The 18,679-nt window shown below is 73.6% G+C and carries 16 protein-coding genes and 1 pseudogene; 12 read left to right on the forward strand and 5 right to left on the reverse strand.

All coding sequences use genetic code 11. The annotated features are described in order from the left end of the window. Positions 1-19: 19 nt before the first annotated feature. From IF09_RS0126200 to IF09_RS0126220, 5 genes are all read left to right on the forward strand, one after another. Positions 20-700, forward strand: coding sequence for a TetR/AcrR family transcriptional regulator (locus IF09_RS0126200; protein ID WP_030299694.1), 681 nt, complete (start codon positions 20-22; stop codon positions 698-700). Between the two features lie 214 nt (positions 701-914). Then, positions 915-2,681: a diacylglycerol kinase family protein gene (locus tag IF09_RS0126205; protein ID WP_051832908.1), complete on the forward strand. Its 1,767-nt coding sequence runs from the start codon at positions 915-917 to the stop codon at positions 2,679-2,681. 45 nt (positions 2,682-2,726) lie between these two features. Then, positions 2,727-3,707 (forward strand): YihY/virulence factor BrkB family protein, encoded by a 981-nt coding sequence (locus tag IF09_RS0126210; RefSeq protein WP_030299696.1) that lies wholly within the window; start codon positions 2,727-2,729, stop codon positions 3,705-3,707. Further along, a complete protein-coding gene (locus IF09_RS0126215) occupies positions 3,704-4,462 on the forward strand; it encodes a phosphatase PAP2 family protein (RefSeq protein ID WP_030299697.1) in 759 nt (252 codons plus the stop codon). Before IF09_RS0126210 ends, IF09_RS0126215 begins: the two co-directional genes overlap by 4 nt. A 269-nt stretch (positions 4,463-4,731) precedes the next feature. Beyond that, positions 4,732-5,193, forward strand: coding sequence for an ATP-binding protein (locus IF09_RS0126220; RefSeq protein ID WP_063607433.1), 462 nt, complete (start codon positions 4,732-4,734; stop codon positions 5,191-5,193). Here the strand turns inward: IF09_RS0126220 and IF09_RS0126225 are convergent. Next, positions 5,188-5,535: an STAS domain-containing protein gene (locus tag IF09_RS0126225; protein ID WP_030299700.1), complete on the reverse strand. Its 348-nt coding sequence runs from the start codon at positions 5,533-5,535 to the stop codon at positions 5,188-5,190. The genes IF09_RS0126220 and IF09_RS0126225 overlap by 6 nt on opposite strands. A 198-nt stretch (positions 5,536-5,733) precedes the next feature. Here IF09_RS0126225 and IF09_RS0126230 point away from each other — a divergent pair, with 198 nt between their 5' ends. From IF09_RS0126230 to IF09_RS0126255, 6 genes and pseudogenes are all read left to right on the forward strand, one after another. Continuing rightward, a complete protein-coding gene (locus tag IF09_RS0126230; protein WP_030299701.1) occupies positions 5,734-6,663 on the forward strand; it encodes a SigB/SigF/SigG family RNA polymerase sigma factor in 930 nt (309 codons plus the stop codon). Between the two features lie 578 nt (positions 6,664-7,241). Beyond that, on the forward strand, positions 7,242-7,652 hold the full coding sequence (locus tag IF09_RS0126235; RefSeq protein ID WP_234321154.1) for an ATP-binding protein: 411 nt from the start codon (positions 7,242-7,244) through the stop codon (positions 7,650-7,652). Between the two features lie 69 nt (positions 7,653-7,721). Then, positions 7,722-7,844, forward strand: a complete 123-nt coding sequence (locus IF09_RS48045; RefSeq protein WP_267882179.1) for a hypothetical protein — start codon at positions 7,722-7,724, stop codon at positions 7,842-7,844. A gap of 87 nt (positions 7,845-7,931) precedes the next feature. Then, positions 7,932-9,216: pseudogene (locus IF09_RS40655) on the forward strand (NAD(P)/FAD-dependent oxidoreductase). After that, positions 9,129-9,791 carry a DUF4230 domain-containing protein gene (locus IF09_RS0126250; protein WP_078613465.1) on the forward strand — a complete coding sequence of 221 codons (663 nt, stop codon included), beginning with the start codon at positions 9,129-9,131 and terminating at the stop codon, positions 9,789-9,791. The pseudogene IF09_RS40655 and the gene IF09_RS0126250 overlap by 88 nt, the downstream one beginning before the upstream one ends. Positions 9,792-10,429: 638 nt before the next feature. After that, positions 10,430-11,038 (forward strand): response regulator transcription factor, encoded by a 609-nt coding sequence (locus IF09_RS0126255; RefSeq protein ID WP_030299705.1) that lies wholly within the window; start codon positions 10,430-10,432, stop codon positions 11,036-11,038. Positions 11,039-11,072: 34 nt separating this feature from the next. Here the strand turns inward: IF09_RS0126255 and IF09_RS0126260 are convergent, their stop codons facing one another. The 4 genes from IF09_RS0126260 to lanKC form a co-directional block, all read right to left on the reverse strand. After that, entirely contained in the window at positions 11,073-12,842 is a 1,770-nt protein-coding gene (locus IF09_RS0126260) for an ABC transporter ATP-binding protein (RefSeq protein ID WP_037636031.1), read from the reverse strand. Continuing rightward, on the reverse strand, positions 12,839-14,635 hold the full coding sequence (locus tag IF09_RS0126265) for an ATP-binding cassette domain-containing protein (RefSeq protein WP_078613467.1): 1,797 nt from the start codon (positions 14,633-14,635) through the stop codon (positions 12,839-12,841). Before IF09_RS0126265 ends, IF09_RS0126260 begins: the two co-directional genes overlap by 4 nt. Before the next feature lie 77 nt (positions 14,636-14,712). After that, positions 14,713-14,853, reverse strand: a complete 141-nt coding sequence (locus IF09_RS0126270; protein WP_030299708.1) for a SapB/AmfS family lanthipeptide — start codon at positions 14,851-14,853, stop codon at positions 14,713-14,715. Beyond that, complete coding sequence (lanKC, locus tag IF09_RS0126275) at positions 14,850-17,483, reverse strand: class III lanthionine synthetase LanKC (protein ID WP_037636033.1); 2,634 nt, start codon at positions 17,481-17,483, stop codon at positions 14,850-14,852. Before lanKC ends, IF09_RS0126270 begins: the two co-directional genes overlap by 4 nt. Before the next feature lie 274 nt (positions 17,484-17,757). On the opposite strand from lanKC, the gene IF09_RS0126280 reads away from it, so the two are divergent. After that, positions 17,758-18,258: a VOC family protein gene (locus tag IF09_RS0126280; protein WP_030299711.1), complete on the forward strand. Its 501-nt coding sequence runs from the start codon at positions 17,758-17,760 to the stop codon at positions 18,256-18,258. Positions 18,259-18,679: the final 421 nt, after the last annotated feature.

Genomic DNA, 18,679 nt, shown 5'->3' on the forward strand with positions numbered 1-18,679 from the left:
CCACCGTATAGTTCGTCTCATGGACTCCACAAGCGCCGGCACAGCACCGGGCATCCCGTCGGCCACCTCGCCGCCGCCGGGCAGGCGCCGGGGCAGACCGGCGGGGACGAAGGGCGTACCGCGCGCCGAGCGCGAGGAGCAGATCCTCGCCGCCGCGCTGGAGGAGTTCGGCCGGCACGGCCACGCCTCCGCGTCGATGGCCGCGATCGCCCGGCGGGTGGGCGTGACGAAGCCGATGCTCTACGCCTACTTCGACTCGAAGGACGGGCTCTACCTCGCCTGCCTCGAACACATCGCCGCCCGCGTCGTCAGGGCGATCGACCAGGCGATGTCCGGCGGCCCGGCCGCCACTGCCGGTGAGCAGCTCCCCCACACCGTCCTCACCGGCCTTTTCACTGCCCTCGAAGATCGGCGTCACGCCTGGTTCGTCCTCTACGACAGGACCTTGCCGCCGGGATCCGAACTGCGCAGCGCCGCCCAGCGGCACCGCGAGGCCATCGACGGGCTCGCAGCGACCGGCACCGCGGCACTGCTGAGCGGCCACGGCAACGAGGACCCCCTCGACGCCGATGCCCTCAAGCACGTGTGGACGGGCACCGTCAGCGCCCTCATGGGCTGGTGGATCGCCCACCCCGACCAGTCCGCCCGGGAGATGAGCACGCGCTGCGCCCGCCTGCTCAAGGCCATCCGCACCGCCTGACCCCCGATGTCGTGATCAATGCCGCTGGTTCATCGCGGGGTTGAGGCGGACGAAGGCCGGCCGACGGTGGTAGAGGGAGCAGGGTCCACGAGCTGCCCGTGAGCGCCAAGTCGGGGGGCTGACGGGTCGCGCCGCACGATGGCCGGTGCGGTGGGCTCAGGGGCTCCGGCTCCGGTGGACGCATGACCGGGCGCTCCCGGGTAACACGCCGTCAATGAGCAACGCACACGACGCGGACACGAGACCCGGCCGTCTTCTCCTGCTGCTGCCCCTGCAGGCGGTCTGCGTCGCGGGCTTGGGCCTGCTGGTGTGCGGGCCCCTGGCGGGCCGGTGGCCCCTGTCCGCCGAGGACGGGGTCAACCGCGCCCTGGCGGCCCGGCGCGGTGCGCCCGCCACCGTTCTCTCGGACGCGATGTCCATGCTGGCCGGGACCGGCAGCGTGATCGCGCTGACGCTCGTGGCCTGCGTCGCATTGCTGTGCGTGCCCCGCGTGCCCCGGTGGCGGGAGGCGGTGTTCCTCGCCGTCTCCGTCGCCGCGCAGTCTGCCGTGTTCGTGCTCGTCACGCTCGTGGTGGAGCGGCCCAGGCCCGATGTCCCCCACATGGACGGGGCGCCGCCGACGTCCAGTTTCCCCTCCGGGCACGTAGGGGCCTCCGTGGCGCTCTTCGGGGGTCTGGCCGTGCTCGCGGCGGGGCGACTGCGCGGTGCCCGGCGGAACGTCGTGGTGGGTGTGCTGCTGCTGCTCCCCTTGGCCGTGGCCGGCTCCCGGGTCTACCGGGGCATGCATCACCCCTCGGACGTGGTGGCGGGGCTGCTGAACGGCGCCTGCACGCTGCTCGTCGTGGCGTACGCGCTGCTGCTGGCGGCCCCCGGGGCCGCGCCGGGGCCGGCAACCCGTGGCGGCCTGCCCGCGACGCGACCCGGCGAGGGCGGCGGGGGCGGTGGGGGCGGCGGCGGAACGTCGTCCGGGGCGCGGGGCCGGGTCGTGGTGGTCCGCCATCCGCACGCGTGCGGCCGGGAGACGGCCGAGCGGGTGCGGGCCGTGCTGCGCAGCCACGGGTACGCGGACCAGGTGTGGGAGCAGACCTCCGTCGAAGAGCCGTGCGGCGCGCTGGCCGTGCGCACGGCCGAGGCGGACGCCTCCCTGGTCGTGGTCTGCGGAGGGGACGGCACGGTGCGGGCCTGCGCCGACGTGGTGGCCGGCACCGGGATCCCCCTGGCGATCGTGCCCTGCGGCACCGGCAACCTCCTGGCCCGCAACCTGCGGCTGCCCACCGATCCGGCGGCCGCCCTGCACGGGGCCCTGTCCGGAGAGGCCGTCGGGCTCGACGTGGGCCGGGTCAACGGCGACGGCTTCACGCCGACACGGTTCGTGGTCATGGCGGGTGCCGGTTTCGACGCGGCCATGGTGCGGGACGCCTCGGCGCGGCTCAAGGAGCGCCTGGGCTGGGCCGCGTACGTCGTCTCGGCCCTGCGTCATCTGCGCGATCCCCGGATGCGGCTGTCGATCCGGCTCGACGGGGCTGCCCCGTTGGAACGGCGGGCCCGCATGGTCGTCATCGGCAACGTCGGCTCGCTGCAAGGCGGCCTGCCGCTCCTCCCCGACGCGCGGCCCGACAGCGGCCGGCTGGAGGTGGTGCTGCTCGACCCCCGCGGGGCCGGGGGGTGGCTCGCGGCGGTCGGGCACCTCGCCTCCGGCACCACGGGCGGGCGGGCTCGGCCGGCGCCGGGCGGATCCGGGCGGCGGGCGGCACGCGGCGCGCTGGAGTATTTCAGTGCGGCCCGGATCGAGCTCAGCTTCGCCCGAGCTCAGCCGCGGGAGCTCGACGGTGACGCGTTCCCGGCCGGTACGCGGATGACCGCAGAGGTCGAGCCGGGGGCGCTCCGCGTATGCCTGCCCGTGCCCGCGCGCAGCGGCACGCCGGACGAGCGGGTGGCGGACGGGGCGCAGGGGGCGGCGGCCCTCTCCGCCGGGGACTGAACCCCGCGCGCTCGCGCGGAATTCAGAGGGACGGGAGGAACGGTCATGGGCACCGCCACACGGGTACCGCCGCTCAGCGAAGTCGAGGCGGCCGAAGCCGAGTCGCACGGGGAGGGCGAGGGCCTCTCCGGTGAGGAGGCATGGGCCGCGCTGCGGCGCCACGGCGGCTGGAACCTGGTACGGGACTCCTTCATCCGGTTCCGCTACGCCGACGGGTTCAGCCACTCCCGGGCCCTGGCCCTGCAGACGGTCCTGTCGATCCTGCCGCTCGCCATCGCGCTCATCGGCCTGTCCGGAGTGCTGCACACCGAGGACATCGGGCGCATGGCCGAGCTGACGATCAGCCGGATCGTCAGCGGCCCCAGCCAGGACGTCGTGGACGACGCCCTGCGCGAGAGCCGCCGCCAGGCCGGGGACGGCGGCGAGGCGGCCCTGTGGCTCGGCCTGCTGTTCTCCATCGCCAACGTCACCACCGGCATGTGCCAGGTGGAGCGAGGCGCGAACCGCATCTACGGCGTGGAGCGCGACCGCCCGTTCCTCCACAAGTACACCCGCGGGCTGGTCATGGCGCTGGTGGCCGGGCTGCCCCTGGGGCTCGCCTTCTCGGTCACGGTCCTCGGCTCCGACCTCGGCCTCGCCATGACGGAGACGTACCACCTCGGCTCGGCCGCGCACCAGGTGTGGGACGTCCTGCGCTGGCCCGTCGGGATCCTGCTGGCCGTGGTCGCCACCAGCGCCGTCTTCCGCCGCTCGCCCCGGCGTACGCAGCCGGGGTACACCTGGCTGGCCTTCGGCGCCGGCGTCTACCTGGTGCTGTGGCTCGGCGCGACGTGGGGGCTGAGCCTGTACGTCGGGGCGAGCAGTTCCTTCACCACCGTGTACGGGCCGCTCAGCGCGTTCATGTCGCTGTTGCTGTGGTCGTACCTGACCTCGCTCGCCCTCTTCCTCGGCCTGTCCTTCGCCGCTCAGCTCGAGGCCGTACGGGCGGGGGTGGCCGGCCCGGTCACGAAGGATCCTGGGGTATGAACCGCCGTGGCGGGCCCGACGCCCGGTTCGGGGCGCGGCTGGCGGTCACGTCGGCCGCCACCGCCCTGGCGGCCGTGCCGTTCTCCCTCGCACTGGTTCTGGTGGAGTCCCAATGGGCTCCGCTGCACCGGCTCGACCAGGGCGCCGCCGAGCGGCTGCACCGTTCCGTGCTCGGCCATCCCGCCTGGGTGCGGGTGCTGGAGTTCCTCACGCAGGTCGTCTGGGGTCCGTTGACCATGCGTCTGCTGGTGGCCGCGGTGGTCGTGTGGCTGCTGTGGCGACGGGCGCTGCGGCTGGCCGCGTGGGCGGCGTGCACGGCGACGGTCGGGGGGCTCGTGGGCTTGCTGGCGAAGAACGCGGTCGAGCGCGCCCGCCCGCACTTGCCCGATCCCGTCGCCCACGCGCCCGGGTTCTCCTTTCCCTCCGGGCACGCCATGACGGCCACCACGTCCTGCGCCGTGCTGCTGCTGGTGCTGATACCGCTGGTCCCCCGGGCCTGGCGGCCGCTGCCGTGGGTCCTCGCTGCGGCCTCGGTGTTCGGCGTCGGCTGCACGCGGGTCGCGCTCGGCGTGCACTGGGTGAGCGACGTGGTCGGAGGCTGGCTGCTCGGCCTCGCGGTGGTCACCGCCACCTCATTCGCCTTCGAGGCGTGGCGCAGCGACATCGGCCGGCCCCGCACCACGCCCGCCCAGGGCTTGGAGCCCGAGATCGTGACGGCCGATCCCGAGCCCCCGGCAGGCATGACGCAGCGGTGATGCCCGCCGGGGCCGGGCGGCGGTGTCAGCCGACCTGTGTACCCGGCGCGCGCCCACCGCATCACCCGGGTACGAGGCTCGAAGAGCCCGCGGACGGCGGTGGCCGTCACGTGCTTCGCCAAATGTTGGGTGACCGTCTTGAGCCAGGCCAGCAGCTGCACTTGAAGCAGCGCTTCCGCACACTGACGCGGAAGCCGCGGATGCCGGGGCGGGCAGAGGGTAGACGAATCGGTGACGAAGGACACAAACGATGAAAAGGGGTGAGGGCGTTGTCGGTCAAGGCCGTGGGCTGGGCACGCTCGTTTCCGGTATCGAGGGGAGTATGGGCGGCGCGGCAGTGGACCGCCCGGCACCTGGCGTCGCTGTCCTGGGACGACTCGGCCGCGGACACGGTGCACTCCGTACTCCTCAGCGTTTCCGAACTCGTCACCAACGCCCACCTGCACGCTGCCGGCACCGCCCATCTCGTACTGACGTGGGACGGCCGGTGCCTGCATGTCAGCGTCGCCGACTCCGATCCGCGGCTGCCCTGCGCGCGGCCGGCCGACGCAGAAGCCGGTGCCGGCGCCACCTCCGGCCGGGGGCTGGGGATCGTCACCACCCTGGCGGACTCGTGGGACATCCACGCGTGCCACGGCGGCAAGGCGATCACGGCCTGCTTCCGCCCCCACTGCGGGGCCGACCCCCACACCGGCCCGCCGGCCGACCGGGAAGGCCCGCTCGGGTCATGACCCGCCGACCGCGTCTTCGACGCTCGGGTACAGGGACAGGACCGTATCGGCGCCCGTCAGGGCGAAGAGCCGGCGGAGCTGCTCCCCGGGAGCGGCGATCCGCAGGGCGGTCAGATGGTGCACCCGCAGCAGCAGGTTCAGGAACGACGAGTCGCCGAAGGTGACGGAGCCGGCGTCCAGCACCACCACCCGGTGCCGGTCCGCGGCGGCGGCGAGGGCCTGCTCCAGAGGGGCCAGCGTGTCCTGGTCGAGCTCCCCGTGCGCCGCCACCACCCACCCCGCCCCGGCCGGGTAGCCGGCCCCGACCACGCCTTCGTGGTGCGTGTCCCCTGCTCCGGCCATGTCCGCCTCCCGGATCGTCACTTGTACGGCCTCCGCAAGGGAGTATGCCTTCCCCTCGGCCGTGCGGAAGCGCCGGGACCGCTCACTCCGTACCCGGCGGGCGTCCGGCAAAACGATCTCGCGCGGGCCGTGTGGGAACGAGGATCCGGGGCATGAGCGTTCCGGCAGCCGTCAGTCAATCGGGAGGGAACGGCCACCATGTCTCGCTCGGCCACCGCCGTAAGCCCCATTCGTGCAACAGACGTGCAGATCACGCCCTCTGTACCGGGCAGCGTGGGAGGCCCACCGCAGGACGTGCCACTGCCCGAGGTGAAGAACCCGCGGGAGACGTCGCCTGGCGACGCGCGTGAGCTCTCGAAGCTGTTCTTCGCCAGGCTCCGCAGCCTCGAAGAGGGCACCCGCGAATACCAGTACGCCCGCAACACCCTGATCGAGATGAACCTCTCCCTCGTGCAGTTCGCCGCACGGCGCTTCCGCGCCCGCGCCCGCGGCGGAGGCCTGGACATCGACGACATCATCCAGGTCGGCATCATCGGTCTCATCAAGGCCATCGACCGCTACGAACCCGACCGCGAGGTCGAGTTCTCCACGCTCGCCCTCCCCTACATCACCGGTGAGATCAAACGCTACTTCCGCGACACCACCTGGGCCGTGCACGTCCCGCGCCGCCTGCAGGAACTGCGTTCCGAGCTCGCCAAAGCCCAGGAGACCCTGACCGAAGTCCTGGGCCGGGCCCCGACGGTCAAGGAGGTCGCCCAGCACCTCGAACTGACCGAGGAGCAGGTCATCGACGGGCTGGTCGCCGCCAACGGCTACACGAGTGGCTCCCTGGACACCGCCGGCGCCGACAGTGACGAGCCCGCGACCTCGTCGAGCCGGACGACACGGCCGCTGGCGGAACGGCTCGGCGACGTCGACCCCGCGATGGAACTCTTCGAGGAGTTCCACACCCTCGCCCCCCTGCTGGAGCAGCTGGACGAACGCGACCGGTTGATCCTCCAGCTGCGCTTCGGCCAGGAAAAGACCCAGGCCGAGATCGGCGCCGAACTCGGCATCTCCCAGATGCAGGTCTCCCGCCTGCTGTCCCGGACCCTGACCCGGCTGCGCGCCGGAATGCTCTCGGCATAGGCAACGGACGTGCCACCGGCCCACCGACACGACGGCCCCCTCCCGCCCATCGGCGGACAGGCGCTCCACGACGATGTGATGGGGGCGGACGCCGTCGTACGGTGCGCGGGTGCCGGCAACGACGGGACCGGTGCGCCGCGGCCGCTCGCCGCCCAGCCGCTGCGTGATCGTCCCGGCGCCCTGTTGCACGGCAGCTGCGACCGAGGCCCTCATCAACACCGCCTTCGCGGGAGGACGGGCAACCGTGCTGTGCCCGTACGACGTGTGGATGACCCTCGGCTGTGCGGCCTGGTCGAGATCCGCGCCTCGGACACCGGCCTCACTCTGAGGATGCACATGACATGCTCCTGAGACCGGCGATTCCCCTAAACTGTCACGACCATGCTCGAGTGTCCCCATCCACGGGGGGACATGAGCGAGGTCCGCGACAGCGGGACCGTGACGGGAGGCGGGGGGCCGATCGGAACCACGAGGGTCCCGACGAGCAGAGAGACCAGTGTCAACGGTGGGGGTGAGGTACCACAGTGGAAACCATCGGACCGGGAACCGGCGATCCACTGCACCCAGGGCCTTCCGCCGTGGCGCAGCGCCGTCGGCTCGCCCTCTCGGGCGTGCGCGGCCACGTGGCCAAGGGCCGCGACTTCACGCGCCGGGCGTTGCAGGACTGGGGCTGGGACGGGAACGCGACCGCCGAGGACGCCCTGCTCCTCGTCTCCGAGCTGCTGACCAACGCGTCACTGCACGCGGGTGGTTGCATCGAACTCGTGGTCTCCGCCGGTGAGGTGCTGCGGATCGAGGTCTTCGACGGTACGACGACACTGCCCCGCCGCCACCCTTCCCCGCAGCGCGGACTCCCGGGCGGCCACGGCCTCTCCATAGTGGAGCGCCTCTCCGATCGCTGGGGCACACACGTCCATGAGAACGGCAAGGCCGTCTGGGCCGAGATCGAGGCATCGCGGCTGACCTCGGGCAGGCCCACGGGCCGGTGACCCACCGGGCCGCCGGCCCTGTGTTCCCTACGCGAGTGTCATTCCGGAAGACCGGGGCAGCCGCGCAGTATGACACCGAATGCGCTCACTTCCCTGGCCCTGACCCCGGCGCCCGGCCCCGCCTGGGTCCACCTGATCGTCATCGCCTTCGCCCTCCTGGTCCTCGTCCGCACCCTGGCCCGCCACCGGTAGCACTCACTCCTCCGGGGCAGACGCGCAGGGAGTCAGTGGACCCAGCAGGCCCGGGAAGGGAACAACACCATGACATCCGTGGCAGCCGTGGCACGTCCGAAGATCCTGGTGGTGGGTGCCGGATTCGCCGGCGTGGAGTGCGTACGCCGCCTCGAGCGGCGCCTCTCCCCCGCCGAAGCGGAGATCACCCTCGTCACCCCCTCCTCCTTCCAGCTGTACCTGCCGCTACTGCCGCAGGTGGCCGCCGGGGTGCTGACACCGCAGTCGATCGCCGTGTCCCTGCGCCGGAGCCGTCGGCACCGTACCCGCATCGTTCCCGGCGGCGCCGTCGGCATGGACACCCGGGCGAAGGTGTGCGTCGTACGGAAGATCTCCGGCGAGCTGACCCCGCTGCCCTACGACCACCTGGTCCTGGCCCCGGGCAGCATCACCCGCTCCTTCGACATCCCCGGGCTCGCCGAGCACGCCCGCGGTATGAAGACCCTCGCCGAGGCCGCCCACCTGCGCGATCACGTCATCGCGCAGCTCGATCTGGCCGATGCCTGCGAGGACGAGGCGGAGCGGGCGTCGCGGCTCCGTTTCGTCGTCGTGGGCGGCGGCTACGCCGGCACCGAGACGGCGGCCTGCCTGCAGCGGCTCACCCACCACGCGGTCCGGCGCTACCCGCGCCTGGACGCGCGGCAGATCCGCTGGCACCTCGTGGACATCGCGCCGACGCTGATGCCCGAACTCGGCGAAGCCCTCGGCGCATCGGCGCTGGACGTGCTGAGGAGGCGCGGCATCGAGGTGTCGCTCGGCGTGTCCGTCGCCAAGGCCGGGCCGGACGAGGTGACGCTCACCGACGGGCGTGCCCTGCGCACCCGCACCCTGATCTGGACAGCCGGGGTGGCCGCCAGCCCGCTCATCGCCACCTTGGAGGCCGACACCGATCGCGGGCGGCTCGTGGTCTCCCCCGACCTGACGGTGCCCGGCCTTCCAGGAGTCCTCGCGCTCGGCGACGCGGCCGCGGTGCCCGATCTCGCCGCGGGCCGGGACGGGGCGGTCTGCCCGCCGCGGACGCGACGGAGTCTCCAGGCCGCTCGGCATCGAGCTGCGCGGAATGCCCGCGCAGGCGGTGGCGCGGGGGTACCACTGGGCGGCGCTGCGCACCCATGTGGCCAGGACGAGGGTGCTGACGAACTGGCTCCTCAACGCGGTCGCGGGCGACGACTTCGTACGGACGGGCTTCCAGGAGCGTGGCCGGCTTCGCGGGCTGGCGCGGCGTCCACGGGGTACTCGCGGAGTATGGAAACCTCTTCGGATCGTCCGGGCGGCTCGCGGCGCCCGTGGTGGGGGCGGATCACGGCCGTTCTCGTGGTGGTCGTGGTGCTGATCGTGCTCGTGGCGCGCTTCGGCCTGGTTCCGGGATTCGGCAGCCTCTTCGGCGAGGAGACCCGGGACCGCTCCGGCCCGGCCCTGCTCAAGTCGATCCAGGACATGGACCGTTACGAGGCTGCCGTCGGCAACTTCCAGGTGGTCGTGGACCTGGAGAAGGACGCGGCGTTCCTGCCGGACGCCATCCGCGGAACGCGCACCCTGTACGTGGGGGCCGGCACGGTCAGCGGTTACGTCGACCTGGGCGGGCTGGGCGAGCGGAACGTCTCCGTGAACGGCGACCGCACCAAAGCGTCGATCCGGCTGCCGCACGCGGTGCTCGGCACGGCCGCCCTCGACCCGAACCGCTCGTACGCGGTGTCGAAGCAGCGGGGCCTGCTGGACCGGATCGGCGACCTGTTCTCCGACAACCCGGCCGGTGAGCAGGCCGTGCAGAAGCTCGCCGCGCAGCACATCGGCGAAGCGGCCCGCGACAGCGGCCTCGCGGAGCGCGCCGAGAAGAACACCACGGCGATGCTGGAGGGGCTCCTCCGCTCCCTCGGCTTCCGTGAGGTGACGGTCGCCTACGGGTGAGCGGGGGCCGTCCCGGGCTCCGGCAACGGCGCGAGGAGGAAACGGGGCAGGGGCGCCCGGGTGCTTCTCCGAGCGCCAGGCGACCAGCTGTTCCCGTACGGCACGGCGCACCGTCCACAGGTCGTCGGCGTCCTTGGCCGTGACGATCGCGCGGACGACCATGGCGGAGGGAGTCGTGTCCGTGACGGCGACGTCCCAGCCGCGTCCGTCCCACTGCGGCAGTGGTGCAGTATCTCGTGCACCTTGTCGCGTATGAGGCCCAGCCGGACTCGACGGCGGCCGAGGCACGCCCACGATCAGCCAGGCGCCGGCGCCGATCAGCGCGAGCGAGAGGACCCGGCCGACGACGGCCTCGTTCTGCTGCAGCGGCCGCCACGCGGTCTGCCGGTGGGCCCCCCGCGCCCTGAGCAGTGCGGCGAGCAGCACGATCTGCAGGGCCGGGCGGCAGCGGCGCAGCGCGGCGCGCCAGGGCCCACCGGGTGACCTCAAGGGGGTTACCCGCCGAAGGGAAGCCGAATCCGGGGGTATCTCGGCCAACTTGTCCGTGCGCCCCTGCACGCCCCCCGCAGTGACGTTCCATCAGCCGGGTATGGGGGCACCCGTGGTGCCGTTGGTACGTCTACCGAGGAGCGCACACGATGACGAAGGTCCTCGTCCTGCACAGCGTCAGCCTGGTCAGGTCGGCACTCGCCGCCCTGCTGAGATCCGAGGGGTCCTTCGAGGTCACGTCGGCGGGCTGGCGGGGCGCGGCACGCCAAGCCGAGTCCTTACGACCAGATGTGACGGTCGTCGACCTCGACTGTCCGGGGACGACGGCCGTCCTCGCCGATGGTGGGTGCGCGCACCACCAGGTCCTCGCGCCCCCGTCCACCGTCCTGGTGCTCGCGTCGACCGGCGCACCGGGCCAGCTGCACCGCGCCTTCCGCGCCGAGGCCCGCGGCTACGTCGACAAGGACGGCTCGCCGGGGCGGCTCGTACGGGCGGTCCGGAAGGTCGCCGCGGGGGAACGGTTCATCGACGCCTCGCTGGCTTCCGCGTTCATGGAGGCCGACCCCGTGCCGCTGAGCCCGCGGGAGCTGAGCGTGCTGACCCGGGCCGCAGAGGGCGATTCGATCGCCGAGATCGCCCGTACGCTGCACCTGGCGAGCGGGACGGTACGCAACTACATGGCCGCGGCGACCCGCAAGACCGGGGCGCGCAATCTCATCGACGCGATCCGGATATCCCGGCGGGCCGGCTGGGTCTGACCCTCGGGCGCCACGGACGGGCCCGACGGCCGTGTCACTCGTCCGCGGCCTGGTTCCACCTCCCCACCAGATCGCGGTACAGGGGTGACTCGGCGGGGAGTTCTTCGTGCGTGCCGCAGACGGCGCGGCTGCCGTCGAGGACGAGGACCCGGTCGGCGCGGGCCGCGGACGAGACGCGGTGGGCCACGACGACGAGGGTCCCGGGACGGTCCGCGAGGGCCCGTTCGGCACGCTCCTCGGCAGCCGGGTCCAGGTGGCAGGTGGCCTCGTCGAGCAGCAGCAGCGGGGCGGGCGAGAGGTAGGCGGCGGCGAGTGCGATCTGCTGGCTCTCGCCCCGGGACAGCAGCCGGGGGGACACCTCGGCGTCCAGGCCGCCGAGCCGTGCCACGAGCTCGTCCAGCCCGAGGGCCCGGACGGCGCGCTGCAGCCGGGCGTCGCCGGGCCCGGGGGTGCCCGGGGCAGCGGCGAGGTGGGTCAGGTTCTCCCGTACGGTGCCGGTGAACACGTAGGCCTGCTGCGGCAGCAGGGTCCGCCGCGGGTCCGGGCCGGTGGCCCCCGGTCCCCGGCGGGCGGCCGCGCCGGCGACGAGGACCGATCCCTCGTCGGGCGACAGCATTCCGGCGAGCAGGGCGGTGAGCGTGGACTTGCCGATTCCGCTCGGTCCGACCACCGCGAGGTGCTCCCCCGGGCGCACCGCCAGGTCGAGGCCGTCGAGTACGGGAACCGCGCCGGGGCCGTAGGCGAAGGTGACGCCCCGGAGTTCGGCCGCGGCGTCGGTCCGCGGGCCGGCCGGCCGGGGCGGCTGCGGCTTCGCGGGGCTGTGGCCGGCCGGGTCGGGCGGCGCCGGAGCGCTGAAGCGTTCGAGGACCACGAGCAGCCGGGTTCCGGCCGAACCCAGTGCAGTCATCAGGGAGTTGAGGGCGGGCAGCAGGGCCTGCACCAGGTACGTGAGGCCGCCGGCCAGCGTACCGGCGGTGACACCGTGGCCCAGCAGCCAGGGCGTCGCGGCGAGGAGTGCGATCACCGGCAGCCGGCCCGCGGTGCCGAGGGCCAGGGTGCGCAGGGCCGCCCAGCCCGCGAGGGTGCGCGCCAGCCGTTCCTGGGTGGCGATCAGGGGCTCCACCCGGGTTTCCGCAACCGCCTGTCCGCCAGAGGCGACGATGTCGCGCAGACCCTCGGCCAGCGTCCCCACACGGTCGGCCAGCGCCTCGTCGGTGTCCAGGGACCTGCGTTGTACGGAGGCCAGCGGGCGCAGCGTGGCCAGGAAGGCGGCCATGCCCAGCAGCAGGGGCGGCAGCACGACCAGCAGCAGTACGGGCGCCAAGGCGGCCATGCCGACGAGGGCGCCCACCGCGGTGAACACGAACGAACGTGCCGTCAGGACCAGCCCCGCGAAGGAGTCCCGGGCCATTTCCGTCTGCTGGGTCAGCCGGGCCACGGAGCCCGTGTCGGCAGCGCCCGCCGCATCGGCGACCGCCCGGTCCAGCGCCTGCCGCACCGCCCGCCGGACCAGGCCGTCCCGCAGCGGCTCCACGAGGTCCGCGAGCCCGGCGAACACGCCGCGCAGCGCGAACCCGCCGAGCAGCGCTCCGGCTCCGGCCGCGGCCAGCCAGCCGAGACCGGTGGCGGTGCGGCCGGCGAGGAAGCCGTCGTCGAGGGCGCGGGCCACTCCGTAGCCGCCGAGGAAGGTGTGCGCGGACTCCAGGAGCGACCATCCGGCCAGCCGGCCGACGGCCCGTTGGTGACCGCGCAGGAACCGCCGTCCCTCGGGGGCCACCCGGCCCCAGGCCCCGCCCCGGCTCACCGGGCCGCCTCCCGCTCCGCTTCCGCCTCCGTGTCCTGCTCCGTGGCGGCGGCGAACACCGCCCGGTAGGCGGGGTCGTGCCGCCACAGCTCGCCGTGGGTTCCGGTCGCCCGTACCCGCCCGTCCTCCAGCCATACGACGAGGTCGGCGCGGACGGCGGACGAGAGGCGGTGCGCGACCACGATCCGCGTGCCGGGCCGGATCTCCCGGGCGAGGGCCCGCTCGACCTCGCGGGCCGTGACGGTGTCGAGGCTGGAGGTGGCGTCGTCCAGTACCAGGAGCCGCCCCGCATGGTAGAACGCCCTTGCCAGCCCGAGGCGTTGGACCTCCCCGCCGGACATCGGGGCGTGGGCGAGGCGCGTGCCGTATGCGTCGGGCAGGCGCCGTACGAACAGGTCGGCTCCCGCGGCACGAGCCGCGGCACGCACCGCTTCCGGGCCGGGGTCCGGACCCGCGCCGAAGGCGATCGCCTCGCCGACCGTGTCCCCGAGCAGCACGGGCCGGTCGAAGGCGTACCCGACTTCGCGGCGCAGTGCTTCGGCGGTCACCTCCCGCAGGGGCACCCCGTCCAGCAGAACGCGGCCCGCGTCGGGGTCGGTGAGCCGGCCGGCCACGGCGGCGAACAGTGTCTTGCCCGCGCCGGAGCGGCCCACCACGGCCACCGTGGTGCCTCCGGGGATGACCAGGCTGATGTCGTGCAGGACCGTCGCACCGCCGCGCACGACGCGGACGCCCTGCAGTTCCAGGGTGCCGGGGCCGCCCGCCGGCAGTTGCGCCCGGCCGTGGCCGAGTACGGGCAGGGTCAGGAGGGCGGCGGTCCGCCGGGCTGCGGACCGGCCGCGGACCACGGCCGCGAGACCGCCGGTCACGGCGCCGATGCCGGCCGCGAGGCCTGCGTACCTTACGGCGGCGAGGAGTTCGCCGACCCCGATGGCCCCGGCCGACAGGCGGATGCCGCCGACGGCCAGGACCGCGTACAGGAGCATCGGCATGAGGGCCGCGGACCGGGCCGTGGTGCCGCCGTACACCTGCCACATCCGCCTGCCCTCGGTGCCCAGCTCGGGCAACCGGGCGAGGATCCGGGCGCGTTCGCGCTCCGCGGTGCCGGCGGCGGCGATCGTACGGGCCCCGGCCAGCGCCTCGGTCAGCCGGCCGGCGGTCTCGAGCTGGACCTGCTGGTAGCGGGCGATGCTGGTGTGGGTGTCGCGGGCGAAGGCCCGCAGCAGGAGCAGCAGGAACGGAACGCCGAGGAGGAAGGCGAGTGCCGTCCACACGTCGATGAGGAAGAGCGCGGTCACCGCGCCGAGCGGCGGCAGCAGTGCGGCCACGGCGTGCGCGACGGCGGCCGGGACCTTCCCGGCCTCGGTGGCGTGTGCGGTCAGCAGCGCGGCGGTTTCGCCGGGTGCGTGGCGGGCGGCGTGGTGCGGGGCCGACCGCAGCAGCCGGGCGAGCGCGAGCCTGCGCAGGCGGGCGGTGGAGCGGCCGTCGACCTCGCCGGTCAGCCGGGCGGCGGCCGCGTCCAGCGCCACTTCGGCGGCGATGACCGCGGCGCACAGCAGTGTCCAGGCGGGGCCCGCCGGGGCCCGGCGCAGCAGCAGGTCCAGGGTGTGGCCGAGGACGGCGGGTTCGGCGAGCGCCGCGACGGCGGCGCCCAGCGTGCATCCGAGGACGGCGGCGGTGCGCCCGGCGCTGTGCCGGGCCGCTGCCACGAGAGCCCGGTCGGCGGCGCGTGTCACGGCCGCCGCCTGCGCCGTTCCGGCCTCCTTGCCGGCCTCCGCGTCGGGGGGGCTCATCGGCGGATGCCTCCAGTCGCGTGGTACGTGGTGCGGGCCCGGGCGGCGAACCGCCCGGGCCCCCGAGGTGACCTGTGTCAGTTACAGGTCGTGATGCTCAGGCTGCTGTCGCCGCAGAGCAGCAGGCTGGCACGGCTGCCGCCACCACCGGTGTACAGCGCACCCTCGGTGACCTCTTCCTTGGGGGTCTCCATCGACTGCAGGTCGAGAAGCGTCATGTCAGATTCCTCTTCTGTCGAGTGGTGCGATGGGTCACGGCCCCGGGCGGGGCCGGCTCTGGGGCCGCCGCGGTGCGTCGCAGCGGCGGGAGGAACGGCAGGTGCGCGCGCCCGCCGGGCGCGGCGCTGCCGAGGGCGAGGAGAGCGCCGGCGGTCCCCGTGGCGAGGTCCATGGACAGGCGCATCATCTGCTCGCCGGGGAAGGCCAGATGTCCCTGGTACGGCACGGCGTGCCGGGCCAGTGCGTCGATCTGGCGGGCGATGTCATCGGGGCCCGTGCCCGGGCCGGGCGTGGTGGTCCGGGCCAGGTGGAGGATCATCCCGGCGGCGCCGCGCAGCAGCCCGGGCTGGGCGTAGAAGGTCGCCTGCGCCGCCCGTACGATCTCGCGCCGGGCCTGTTCGAACCGCTCGTCGGGAGCGTGCTCCAGCCAGTCGTCGAGGACCATGCCGATACCGACGCTGCCCTCGCCGAGGTAGGGCATCGTCCGCCAGCCCTCGTTCACCTGGAGGGTGCCGTACGCGCTGGTGACGCAGCGGTCGAGGTCGCGGTGGAGCGACCGGGCGGACTGGAGCAGCAGTTCCTTGTCGCCGGTGCGTTCGTACAGGCGCAGGAAGAGCAGGGCGGGGCCGGTGTTCCCGTACATCAGGCCGGCGCGGGTGGGCCGCTGCTCGGGCCGGGCGAGCAGTTCGGCGCAGCGCAGGGCCGCGGCGTGCAGCTCGCTCACGCCGCTCGCGGTGCCGAGCGCGTCCAGGGCCAGGCCGATACCGGCGAGTCCGCCGTGCAGGTCGGGGCCCGCGCTCTGCCAGGGCTGGTGCAGCAACCGCTCGGCGAGGGCGAGGGCGCGGCCCGGGTGTCCGAGGCGGTGCAGTGTCCAGGCCGTGCCGGCGAGGCCGTCGTAGAAGCCGAGCGGGGTGCCGGAATCCGGTTCCTCGGTCCGCTGCAGCAGCCATTCCTCGGCTTCGGGCCAGGGTCCGGCGCCGGTCTCGGCGAGGGCGTGGAGCACTCCGGCGATCCCGTGGCCGAAGCCGATGCCCCCGCCGGCGGCGGCGAACTGGGCGATGTCGCCGGGCACGAAGCGGTCCTCGCGGTCCGGGGTGGCGCTCGCACGTATCGCCGCGGTCATCGACGTTCGGGCGGCCGGCCAGTCCCCCGGCTCGACGGGCAGGTACGGGCCGGGCGGTGCGGGCAGGCGGCCGCCCGGTGCACCCTGCGGGGCGCCGGACAGGATCTCCTCGACGGCCTCGTCGAGGAACCGCCTCGGTACGGGGAACTGCGCGGCGGCGACGGCGGCCAGATGGGCGGCCTTGGCCCGGTCCAGGACGAGCAGGCTGGTCAGGGGGAGGAAGAGGGCGAGTCGCAGACAGGCGAGGGCGTAGCGGTCGACGGAGAACCCGCGCCGCTCGGCGGGGGCGACGAAGGCCGGGTTGGCCACGGTCTGCCGCAGTCCTTCGTCGACGTGCGCGGCGGCTTCGAAGTCCAGCAGCGCGACGGACGGTTCGCCGCTCTCGTCCTCCGCCACCATGATGTTGAAGAGGTGGAGGTCGTTGAAGACCACGCCGCGGGCGTGCACGGCTTCGACGGCTTCGGTCACACGGCGGTGGATCGTCAGGGCCCACTCGGTGTAGGAGGCGAGCTCCGCCGGGTCGGGGTCCGCCTCGATCAGCGGGTGGCGGCGGGCGAAGTAGGTGTTGAGGGGTTTCCCGGCGAGGTGTTGCAGTACCAGGAAGTGGTGGTCACCGACCGTGAACGTGCCCCGCACCGCGGGCACGCAGTCCAGGCCCGACAGCCGTTCCAGTGCGGCCCGTTCACGGTGCAGCCGGGTCACGGCGTCGGCGCCGTCGGCGGCGAGCCCGGCATGCGGACGCGCCTCCTTGAGGACGACGGACTCGCCGGTGCGGCTGTCCTTGCCCAGATAGACGCCGCCGCCGTTGGAGAAGTGCAGCGCCCGCTCCACCGTGAAGGGGAGGTCGGTCAGGGTGGTCGCGGCGCGTGCCGCGAGGTGCGGCTCGAGGAAGCCGGGCAGTTCGAGCCACTCGGGCGGCTGGAACACCGGCCCGCGCGGGTCCGGTACGAGGCGCCCGTCGGGGGTCTCGATCGCCGGGACCAGTTGGCCGTGCTCGTCGTAGCAGTGCCGCAGGGTGAAACTGCCGTAGCGCAGGTGGACCGGGCCGGCGCCCCAGCGCAGATCGCTGAGGATGTACGGGCCGGCCGCCCCGGCCAGCGCGGCGTCGAGTTCCTCCGCGATGCGGCGGCACTGCTGCTCGTCGGCGGGGTACACGGTGATGAACTTGCCGCTCGCCGCGCGGTCGGCGTACTTGGCGTTGCGCAGGTGCAGCAGGTACCGGCTCGGTACGAACTTGAACGCGATGCGTCGGGCGGTGCAGTACTCGTACACCGTCGTCAGCAGCGATTCGGCGTTGTCGAGCGTGGCCGAGACATGGATCTTCCAGCCCTGCGGGGGCAGTTCGGTGTCGGCGGGGCGCAGTGCGAGCCAGTCGCCGCTGCGGTGCGAGCGCCACCCCGACGGGACGGGGGCGAGCGCGGCCGGATAACTCTCACCGGCGCGCCGGTACGGCGCGTCGTAGAACCAGCGGTCGGCGTCGCAGAAGGCGGCGTACCCCTTGTTCACACCTGCTCCCTCGGTCGGTGGCAGAACCGACCGTGTCACGCCGGGCGGATGCGGCGACAGTCACGCCTGTCACCGATGGGGTGTGCAGTACTCACGAGTCACGAGTTCATGACCGTGATCAAGGTCCGATGACACAGGACACCGAGGGCGGCCTTTCGATCACGGCCCTGCCGTCCGGGACGCGACGGCCCGGCCGCATGTAGTTCGAATTTGAACGTTATGCTGGAGGGACCACATCGAGCCAGACCGTTCGAGCCATCGGGAGCGCTGCCACATGTCCGTCCGCCGCCTGAACCACGCCGTGCTCTGGATCCGCGACGTCGAGCGCTCCGTGGCGTTCTACACCGACGTCTTCGGATTCCAGGTCGACCACCTGGCCGCCGGTCGCGCCGCCTTCCTGAGCGCCCCCGACAGCCTCAACGACCACGACCTCGGACTGTTCGCGATCGGCGCCGACGCGCCCGGTCCCGAGCAGGGCCGGGTCGGCCTCTACCACCTGGCCTGGGAGGTCGGCACCCTCGGCGAGCTGGCTGAACTGGGACACAAGCTCACCGAACGCGGTGCGCTGGTCGGCGCGAGCGACCACCTGGTCTCCAAGTCCTTCTACGCCAAGGACCCGGACGGCAACGAGTTCGAGGTGATGTGGCGCGTCCCCCGCGAGGACTGGCCCGCCGAAGACTCCGACCAGCGCCCGGGCCCGCTCGACCTGCCGGCCGCGATCGCACGATGGGGCGCGGACCTCGCGACGGGTTCGGCGGCAGGCTCCGCCACCTGAGGAACACGGACATCCGGCCGGCTCCGGTCGCGGGTCCGGAAGGAGCGTTCCCGTCGGCGAGCGGGCGGCACGCTGCGCACGCGGCCGGCCGACCAGGGCGGGGCAGGCGCCGGCGCTCCGAGTGATCCGCTCGTCGTCGTCATGCATGAGCGCGGCGAACTGCGAAGCCGCCCGCTGCGCGAACGGCAGCGCCATCTCCCACGCGCCCTCGGCCTCGTGGCCGACCCGGAGGCAGAGCAAGGTGCGGCACACCGACCCCGGCATCGCGAAACTCCTGGCGGCCGGCGGACGCCCGAAGTGGATCTCCGCACGCTTTCGTTGCGTTTGCCCGTCGCTGCGGACGGCAGGAAACTGGTGATATCAGCGTGGCCCCGCCGCTGGAATGCGGGCTGCTTGGCGCCGAACGCTTCTCCCGCTGCTG

This window comes from Streptomyces katrae (assembly GCF_000717655.1).
GTDB lineage: Bacteria > Actinomycetota > Actinomycetes > Streptomycetales > Streptomycetaceae > Streptomyces > Streptomyces katrae_B.

Excerpts from the sequence above, each read along its gene's own strand:
- IF09_RS0126205 (WP_051832908.1), top strand. The coding sequence starts at position 915 with ATGAGCAACGCACACGACGCGGACACGAGACCCGGCCGTCTTCTCCTG.
- IF09_RS0126265 (WP_078613467.1), bottom strand. The coding sequence starts at position 14,635 with ATGAGCCCCCCCGACGCGGAGGCCGGCAAGGAGGCCGGAACGGCGCAG.
- IF09_RS0126255 (WP_030299705.1), top strand. The coding sequence starts at position 10,430 with ATGACGAAGGTCCTCGTCCTGCACAGCGTCAGCCTGGTCAGGTCGGCA.
- IF09_RS0126250 (WP_078613465.1), top strand. The coding sequence starts at position 9,129 with ATGGAAACCTCTTCGGATCGTCCGGGCGGCTCGCGGCGCCCGTGGTGG.
- IF09_RS0126280 (WP_030299711.1), top strand. The coding sequence starts at position 17,758 with ATGTCCGTCCGCCGCCTGAACCACGCCGTGCTCTGGATCCGCGACGTC.
- IF09_RS0126225 (WP_030299700.1), bottom strand. The coding sequence starts at position 5,535 with ATGGCCGGAGCAGGGGACACGCACCACGAAGGCGTGGTCGGGGCCGGC.
- IF09_RS0126200 (WP_030299694.1), top strand. The coding sequence starts at position 20 with ATGGACTCCACAAGCGCCGGCACAGCACCGGGCATCCCGTCGGCCACC.
- IF09_RS0126270 (WP_030299708.1), bottom strand. The coding sequence starts at position 14,853 with ATGACGCTTCTCGACCTGCAGTCGATGGAGACCCCCAAGGAAGAGGTC.
- IF09_RS0126215 (WP_030299697.1), top strand. The coding sequence starts at position 3,704 with ATGAACCGCCGTGGCGGGCCCGACGCCCGGTTCGGGGCGCGGCTGGCG.
- IF09_RS0126230 (WP_030299701.1), top strand. The coding sequence starts at position 5,734 with ATGTCTCGCTCGGCCACCGCCGTAAGCCCCATTCGTGCAACAGACGTG.
- IF09_RS0126210 (WP_030299696.1), top strand. The coding sequence starts at position 2,727 with ATGGGCACCGCCACACGGGTACCGCCGCTCAGCGAAGTCGAGGCGGCC.
- IF09_RS48045 (WP_267882179.1), top strand. The coding sequence starts at position 7,722 with ATGACACCGAATGCGCTCACTTCCCTGGCCCTGACCCCGGCGCCCGGC.